The organism is Methanocalculus sp., from assembly GCF_030651615.1.
Classification (GTDB): Archaea; Halobacteriota; Methanomicrobia; order Methanomicrobiales; family Methanocorpusculaceae; genus Methanocalculus.
Window position 1 is genome coordinate 1 of sequence record NZ_JAUSCG010000124.1, and the last position, 8,692, is coordinate 8,692.

6 protein-coding genes are annotated in these 8,692 nt (G+C 50.0%); 3 read left to right on the forward strand and 3 right to left on the reverse strand.

Going from position 1 to position 8,692, the window contains the following annotated elements; translation table 11 throughout:
• The 3 genes from Q7V06_RS05490 to thpR all read right to left on the reverse strand — a co-directional run.
• Positions 1–1,477: PAS domain-containing protein (locus Q7V06_RS05490; protein WP_304839219.1), on the reverse strand; the 1,477-nt coding region annotated here is incomplete at its 3' end.
• 179 nt (positions 1,478–1,656) lie between these two features.
• Positions 1,657–3,030, reverse strand: a complete 1,374-nt coding sequence (gene cca / locus Q7V06_RS05495; protein WP_304839222.1) for a CCA tRNA nucleotidyltransferase — start codon at positions 3,028–3,030, stop codon at positions 1,657–1,659.
• Positions 3,027–3,566 (reverse strand): RNA 2',3'-cyclic phosphodiesterase, encoded by a 540-nt coding sequence (gene thpR / locus Q7V06_RS05500; RefSeq protein ID WP_304839225.1) that lies wholly within the window; start codon positions 3,564–3,566, stop codon positions 3,027–3,029. The genes cca and thpR overlap by 4 nt, the downstream gene beginning before the upstream one ends.
• Positions 3,567–3,722: 156 nt before the next feature.
• On the opposite strand from thpR, the gene Q7V06_RS05505 reads away from it, so the two are divergent.
• The 3 genes from Q7V06_RS05505 to Q7V06_RS05515 form a co-directional block, all read left to right on the forward strand.
• Entirely contained in the window at positions 3,723–3,986 is a 264-nt protein-coding gene (locus tag Q7V06_RS05505; protein WP_304839227.1) for a glutaredoxin domain-containing protein, read from the forward strand.
• A 7-nt stretch (positions 3,987–3,993) separates the two neighbouring features.
• Positions 3,994–6,177, forward strand: a complete 2,184-nt coding sequence (gene nrdD / locus Q7V06_RS05510) for an anaerobic ribonucleoside-triphosphate reductase (protein ID WP_304839230.1) — start codon at positions 3,994–3,996, stop codon at positions 6,175–6,177.
• A gap of 149 nt (positions 6,178–6,326) precedes the next feature.
• Positions 6,327–8,692: aminotransferase class V-fold PLP-dependent enzyme (locus Q7V06_RS05515; protein WP_304839232.1), on the forward strand; the 2,366-nt coding region annotated here is incomplete at its 3' end.

The window sequence follows — 8,692 nt, forward strand, 5'->3', positions numbered from 1 at the left end:
TGCCCGATACATCTGCAATAAGGATACCGAGGATCCCTTTCTCAAGCGGTATGAGCTCAAACGGGATTACATCAAAGAAATCTCCGCCCACCTCTTTTGCCATCACACTTCTGGCAGCGATATCAAATCCTGATAGCCGTGGGATAACATCGGGAAGAAAACTCTGCTGAATCTCCGCTGCAATCTGAAGTTCGGCATTCGAACGTGCAATACGCCCCTCCATCTCCCGCCGTTCGGTGATATCCCGTATCGTCTCGATAGCACCGGTGATATGCCCCTGTGGATCATACAGAGGACTGGCCTTCGCCCAGTAGTATCTGCCTGATTCACCACCATGGTCTGAGATGAAGGTATCAACAATGAGGGTATCACCTTCACGCAGTACATGAGAGTATCTAGAATCAATCTCAGCACCCGGAAGAAGAATGAGATTTGCCAGCATCGGTCTTCTCTCACCATAGAACGGGAGGGCATACTCGTAATCACCTCTACCCAGCATTGATTCTGCAGGCACCCCAGTCAATACCTCCATCGCACGATTCCAGGTGATGACAACACCCTCCCGGTTGATGACGAATGTGGCATCAGGCAGAAAACTGATGATCTCTTCGAGACTCTGGCGGGATCTGACGATCTCCTGTTCAGCACGTTTTCGGTCGGTGATATCCCGTATTGTCTCGATAGCACCGATGATCTCTCCACCAGGACCATAGAGTGGGCTTGCTTTTGCCCAGAAATACACCCCATCAGGCCCAAATGTAGGGATGAAGATATCCACAACGAGCGTGTCGCCGATCTTCTCAATGGTATCATATCGCTCTTCAATCTCGGCTTCAGGCATGAAGATCAGATTTGCCAGCATCGGTTTCTTCACACCGTAGAACGGAAGGGCATACTCATAATCACCCTTACCGAGCATGGCTGATGCAGGCACCCCCGTCATCTCCTCCATAGCACGGTTCCATGCCATAACAATACCATCCAGATTGATCACAACTGTTGCATCAGGCAGAAAATTGATGATCTCTTCAAGACTCTGGTGAGATCTGACGATCTCCTGTTCAGCACGTTTTCGGTCGGTGATATCCCGTATTGTCTCGATAGCACCGATGATCTCACCACCAGGACCATAGAGTGGGCTTGCTTTTGCCCAGAAATACACCCCATCAGGCCCAAATGTAGGGATGAAGATATCCACAACGAGCGTATCACCGATCTTCTCAACAGTATCATATCGCTCTTCAATCTCGTCTTCCGGCATGAAGATCAGATTTGCCAGCATCGGTTTTTTTTCACCGTAGAACGGAAGAGAATACTCATAATCGCCTCTGCCAAGAATAGATTCGGCAGATAGTCCCGTCATCTCCTCCATCGCACGGTTCCATGCGAGTACCCGTCCTTCACGATCGATTACAAAGGTTGCATCTGGCAAAAAATCGATGATATCATCGTGGAAATCCCCTCTTCCGGCTTTCATTCATATGCTCCCATGCAAGAATGGCTCTTCAATGATATGAAGATTCGTCCATTGCAATTGAAAATAATAACCTTTCGATTTCAGAATAGGGAGACCAGGTTGATCATCATCTTCACCATGACATAACTATCGGATCAGAGCCCTTGGAGAGAAAAACGGATGATGAGAAAGGAGAATCGCTATTTATTCCCCATTCTCATGATCCTTACCGCGGGGCTCGACCGCTCAAAGAATGCAGCAAAGAAAGATGAGAGACCCTCATTCCAGCAGTCAGCCCCACTGCGGACAGACCAGCCTTTATCCATCATCTTCCGGACATGTTTGCCAAGAGCTGCTTCAAGGAGGATCGATGAGGAGAGAAGTGCATGAGCCTCAGTATAACGGCGGCGGATCTCGACAACATACCGCCCATCCTCAATAAATGGACCTGAAAGAGGGGAGCCTTCCACATACTTCCTGATGAACTTCTCCGGATTCTCACCATTCCAGACCGGGGGTCCGATGTGCCTGACAACTGGAGGAACGGTATCATTAAAGAGCTCAAAGAGAAGAACAGACACCTCTTCCCCCATCGAACAGTCTGTCCTGTTGACATGAAATCCACCTTTCTCCAATAGTTCGGTGATTGCAATGACACTCTTTCTGAGCTGGGGGACGACAGTATCGGGGACATACGCCGGTGTCTCAAATGTAATCGTGTAGAGGGATGTCCCCCGCTCAGATAGCGCAAGAGCAACCTGTCTCTGTGTGAAGGAGACGGGTCGATGAAGTGTAAAAAATACTTCAGAAGGACTCTTCTGATAAGAACGTGCAAGCTCAATGAAGGCGCACATCTGGTCAAGTGAGAGGGCGGCGGCTACATTTCTGTTTGGATCAGTTGGATCTACCACCACCAGAGGTTCAGAAAATGGACGTCGCCTATGGTTCTCCGGATCAATCAGGTGACCCGGGCGCCAACCTGACGCCGCCTCAATGAGTTGTGTGAAACCACCATAGTGCAGGATCAACAGTTCACAGAGGTACCCCGAGAAGCCCTCGGTCATATGATCAGAACCATAAATGCCTCCGGCCTTTGTGAACTGTTTCATAAGAAGTGCGTCATCAACAAACGGGGTAATCCTCGGAATTATGTACCGGGTGTGAAACGGCGTTCGATCCACTGCGCTCTGTATTGCACTCGCAGCTGCAACATGATAACAGGGGACGAGATCGATATCAAGGTCGTATATTCTGGCATTCAGATATGGATGCTCTGCATACTTCTCCACCGCGGTTCCCCCGAAGTGATCAACAACATCACTCGCAACAGCAATACCCTGTTCAACAAGACCATCACGCGGAAGGTCAACCGGGAAGAGCATAAAGATGTCAAGATCACGGTCTCCCCGGACGAAAGTGCCACGGGCAACTGACCCTACGAGCATAGCAGGACGCTGATGCTGTTCCATGAGGAATGCAATGATCTGATCCGAGATGGCGCGAAGATGCCCAACCTCTTCAGGTGTCGGTCTAATCCTGGTGAGGATGATCTCTTCGAGGGCACTCCGGCTCACAATGAAACCTCCGTTATCGTCTCATAGATAGGGCCATGGGGTGTGAGAGTACTCTTCTTCAGAACAAATGTCGAGACTGGCATCCGCCCCCCCTTCCATGATGATAAAGAGGCGATCACTTCCGGAATATCCGGGTGGTATTCTTTGACCCGGGCAATAGTGATATGTGGCCTAAACAGCCGCGTCTCCTTTGGGAAACCAAGTGGGGCGAGGACTGAATCAATCTCTTCTGCAAGCAGGGCTGTCTTTCCACCGTCCTCTACCGTAGCCCAGATAACTCGCGGGTGCCGCAGATTGTCTGCTGATACCCCGGCAAGAGTAACATCATAGGGTGGAATATGTATTGAAGAAAGCGCGTTTGAGATGGAATGTACCTGATCCGAAGACACCTCTCCGAGAAATTTTAGTGTAATATGAAGAAGAGGGGGTTTAACAATGGAAAGCCGCCCTGATGTCCTGCGCAGTGGCTCATGCACCTCTGAGAATGCCTCCCGCAGAGACTCCAAAAGATCAATAGCGACGAATACCCTTACCATAATGATTATCCTGAATACTTCTGCGTTATAGAGGGGTAAAGATTTGCTGAAGTGCCACTCATGTGTACCAAAAAAATGATCTGGAGAGAGGGTAAGATAGAGCAATTCTTTTCAATAAGGGACATATAGATGTATAGCAATCCTGGGGTGTTCCTCGTGTCTAATGTTCATGATATAATCGTTTATTCACTCGAAGTCTGTCCAAACTGTGAGATACTCAAACAATACCTTCAAGACAACAAAATATCCTATACAGAACGGAGTCTTGACGATCCGGAGGCGCTCACCGATCTGAGAATGAACGGTGTCTTTGTGATGGAAGCACCGGTTCTCCAGATTGAAGAAACCTACCTTACCTCGAAGGAAATTTTTCAGAACGGTGAAGTACAGGCCTCGATCGCAGATGCGTGCAGACGGTGACTACTGCATGAAAGATACACGGCAATCGACACTTGATGGGGCATTTCAGCCCGCAATGCCGAAGGTCAGGACATCATATGGCCATATGCTGGACTGGGACCGGCAGAAGATCGTCCAGCAGATCCTTCAGGAGACCAAGTTGGTCGAGACCTTCTATGGAAGAGAGGGAGCGGAGCGCGATCTTGCCGAGCGCGTGGCACTGAGTGTTGAGAACCGGATTAAAAAACTCGGCCTCACCTTCCTCTCAGGCCCGCTCATCCGTGAGATCATGAACATGACCCTGCTTGAAGAAGGGCTTGTGGATTATCGAAACGTATGCACCCGTGTCGGAACACCAGTCTATGACGCGCATCTCATCGACGTCGGAAGAGGCTTTGAAGCCAAAGACAACTCCAACCTTCAGGAGAATGCCGAAACCTCCCATAAGAAGAAGGCAGACAAGATCAGCAAGGAACAATACCTCCTCCAGCTCCCACCGGAGCTTGCCGACCTCCATCTGACCGGAGATATGCATATCCATGACCTCGAATATTTTGGATCAAGGCCGTTTTGCCAGGATTGGGACCTCCGCTATTTCTTCTACTATGGCTTAATGCCGGATGGAAACGGCACAAAAGCAAGTGTTGCAGGGCCTGCCAAACGTGCTGAAGTTGCAGTACTGCATGCGGTGAAGGCACTCGGATCTGCCCAGACAAACTTTGCCGGCGGCCAGGGGTATTATAATTTCCTCACCTTCCTTGCACCCTATGTTGAAGGGATGGATACACCCGAGATCAAACAGCTGATGCAGATGTTTGTGTACGAGATGACCCAGATGATGGTCGCCCGGGGTGGCCAAGTCGTCTTCTCCTCAGTCCAGCTCTCACCCGGAGTACCAAAACTCTGGCGGGACAAACCGATCGTCTTCAAAGGCAAGGTCTGGAATGGAAAACAGGCACCGATCAGGACATATGGGGAGTTCGAACGCGAAGTTCGCCTTCTCTTCTCGACCCTGATGGAGGTGATGCTTGAGGGTGATAACTGGGGAAAACCCTTCAACTTCCCAAAACCCGAGATCAGCATCGAACCCGACTTCATGGTAGAGGATGAGGTGTTCAACAAGAATCACCCTGATATTCCCACCTATCGTGACCTCTACCTGATGACCTTCGAGCTCGCCTCAAAGTTCGGTACTCCGTACTATGACAATCAGCTTCCGGCATACCGTGGTGCAGGAGAAGGAATCTCCTGTTATCAGTGCTGTGCGTACCAGTTCTCAACAACAGCGGCAAATGATACCAGTTTCGAAGATAAACTCGATTTTCATGATGGAAAACATTTCTCGATGGGATCTTGGCAGGTGATCTCTGTCAACTGCCCAAGGGCTGCATACCGTGCAGAACACGACGATCAGTCACTCTTCTCTGAGTTGAAGAAACAGATGGATTCTGCGGTCTCAATCTTTAAGATCAAACGTCGGTGGATGGAGCTTGTCAGAGCTAACGGCAGGATGCCATTTGCGATGCAGAGGCCAAAAGATCCAGAGACTCAGGAGCGTGGCGCAGTTGCCGTCGATCTTGATGGGCTCGTTTATACCATCGGTATCGTCGGAGTCAATGAGATGGTCGAGCACCATATCGGGTCACAGCTTCATGAGACGAAGGAGGCATTCCGGTTTGCCGTCCGGACGATGACCGAGATGGAGCAGTATGCAAAGAAACTCTCTGCAAAACACGGGATGACGATTGCTCTTGCACGCACCCCTGCAGAGACGACCGGCCAGCGATTTGCCGTTGCCGACCTCCTGGATGAAACTTTCCGTCCTCATGCATTAAAAGTCGTTAAAGGCGATACAAAGAATCTGCTTGAGAGATCAAAGAAGACGCTTGATCTTCCGGTCTATTATACAAATGGGATTCATGTCACCCCATCGGCAAAAGTTCCCCTGACAAAGAGGATGGAGATTGAGCATGTATTCTTCCCAATCGTCGACGGGGGAAATATCTTCCATATCTGGCTTGGAGAGGCGCGCCCGGATCCAAGGGGCTTAATGGATATGGCAATGCAACTCTGCAAGACCACCCAGATTGGATATTTCGCATTCACCCGCGACCTGACGGTATCACTCAAACAATATACTGAGTACCACTCAGATACAACCCCTGAGACAAGTGGGAGTATCGTTCCGGCAGACCGGCGCGTACTCATCTGATTTTTTTTTCACCAGGTCTAACTGCACGAGGTCACCTAAACGATTCGGCAGAGACGAGAAAAGGGATCTATACAACAGAGGTGCTGGTTCTCGAAGGTCCAATCCTTCACCATATCTTTCATCGTCTTTCAGAACATATATGTACTGAAATGCAAGAGCCAGCAGTCAAGAAGAGCCTCTTCTGGTGTGATGCCTGCAACGTCCCCCTCATCGGCAGACGATGCGGGTGCGGGGCAGAAGGGCGGACAATACCACTCCTCGAACCTTTCGATCTGAGGCCGGCCCTTCATGCGGATCGGGATCTCATCGGGAGGCTGCTCAATGACCGGTTCGGTGATATACCACTCCCAAATATCATCCTCCTGAACAAGACCGGAGGAAGAGACAGATCAGATCTCATACTCATGAATGGAGAGCGATTCGGCTGGCTCATCTTTGATCCTGTAACCCGGCAGTTCTCCCTGGAGATATCACCAGAAGCACTACCGTACATCCTGCAATATGCAGCGAATGGTGTTGTCAATCTCGATGAACACCTCGATCAGAGTAAGAAGATCAGGATCGGAGGAAAGAAATTTCCTTTAAAGACAGCTGAATCCAATGGAACAGTCATAGTAAAATATAGAAGCCGATTTGGAACCGGAGTCATTCGTGACGGCCATATCAGAGTGAAGGAGCTTGCCCTGGTTACCCCGATAACACCGAAAAATCCTGATTGGAAAGAAGCAATTCAGAAGAATCAGTACCATCTCAAGCTCCTTGAGCGGGATGCACTCAGAATCATCAAAAAACATAGAGAGGATCGTCCCACAGCAAATGTCTCGTTCTCAGGGGGAAAAGACAGTGCAGCAGTCCTCCACCTTGCAAGAAAAGCCGGGGTAGAACAGGCTTTCTTCATTGATACGGGGATCGAACTACCTGAGACGGTGGAGTATGTCGAGTCATGTGGAGTCGATATCATCAGAAAAGGAGGTGACTTCTTTTCTGCAGTTGAGAAGGCGGGACCTCCCGGAAAAGACCACAGATGGTGCTGTAAACTCTTAAAACTCCATCCACTCCGGATCTACCTATCAGAGGTCGGCTCTTCCGTCACCTTTCAGGGGAATAGATGGTATGAGTCATGGAATCGTGCCGATCTTGACGAAACGAGCCAGAACCCGGCAAATCCCCTCCAGCTGAATGTATCACCGATCAGAAGCTGGCGGGCTTTTGAGGTCTTCCTCTATCTCTGGTGGCAGAAGATTCCGATAAACCCCCTTTATGAGATGGGACTTGAGCGAATCGGCTGCTACCTCTGCCCGGCGATGCTTGAAAGTGAATATGAACTCCTCAGATCCACTCATACCAATCTTACCGACCGCTGGGATGCATTTCTCAAACAATGGACTGGAAAGACCGGGTACCCGGACGAATATCATCAATGGGGACTCTGGCGATGGAAAGCTCTCCCTCCAAAGATGCGAGAGCTCTGCAGGGAATATGAAATCCCTGTCAATAACGACTTCACCCTTCGGCACAATGCGGTCAAAAAGAGGAAGGTGCAGTCAGAAACACCTGCGGTTCATATCATGAGGGAGGAGGCATTTCCGGTAGAAACGATCAGACGGGATTATCCGATCCTTGGTGATGCCATCTATCTCGACTCCGCCGCCCTCAGTCTGTCTCCGGAACCGGTACTGGATGCTGCAATAGAGTTTGAACACCGGTACCGGGCGAATGTCGGTCGTGGCATCCACCGGTTCACGCAGATAGCATCACAGCGGTACTGGCATGCCCATGAAAAGGTCGCCAGATTCATCGGCGGTGGCAATGGAACGACCGTCTTTACGAAAAATACCACAGAGTCGATCAATATGGTCGCTCATGGGCTCTCATGGCAGCCTGGAGACAGGGTGATCACAACCATCCTTGAACATCACTCAAACCTCCTCCCCTGGAGAGCACTTGCTACACAGGGAGTTACACTATCTGTCATTGGCATCAGACCTGACTTCACCCTTGACCTTGCTGCTCTTGAAGAGGAGATCAAAAAAGGTGCCAGACTTGTTGCAGTAACCCATGCTTCGAATGCAATCGGGGTGATCACACCAATTGCAGAGATTGCAGAACTCTGTAAACGATACAATACACTCCTTCTCGTTGATGCAGCCCAGTCGGTTCCACATATGCCGGTGAATGTAACAGATCTCGGTTGTGACTTCTGCTGTTTTTCAGGCCATAAGATGCTTGGACCGACAGGAACGGGCATCCTATGGATGAAAGAACCGATCATCCGGCCGATGATCCTCGGTGGGGGAATGATCGAAGAAGTCCATGCAGACAGCTATATGCCGGCTGCAGGGTACCAGCAGTACGAAGCAGGCACACCAAATATCACCGGTGGGATCGGTCTTGGGGTTGCTGTTGAGTACCTGGAAAAGATCGGGATGGAGACGATCAGAAGATATGAAGAGGCACTCACTACAAGGTTGATCAAGGGGCTTTCACGAATAGAGGGTGTCTCAATCTATGCCCC

Excerpts from the sequence above, each read along its gene's own strand:
- thpR (WP_304839225.1), bottom strand. The coding sequence starts at position 3,566 with ATGGTAAGGGTATTCGTCGCTATTGATCTTTTGGAGTCTCTGCGGGAG.
- nrdD (WP_304839230.1), top strand. The coding sequence starts at position 3,994 with ATGAAAGATACACGGCAATCGACACTTGATGGGGCATTTCAGCCCGCA.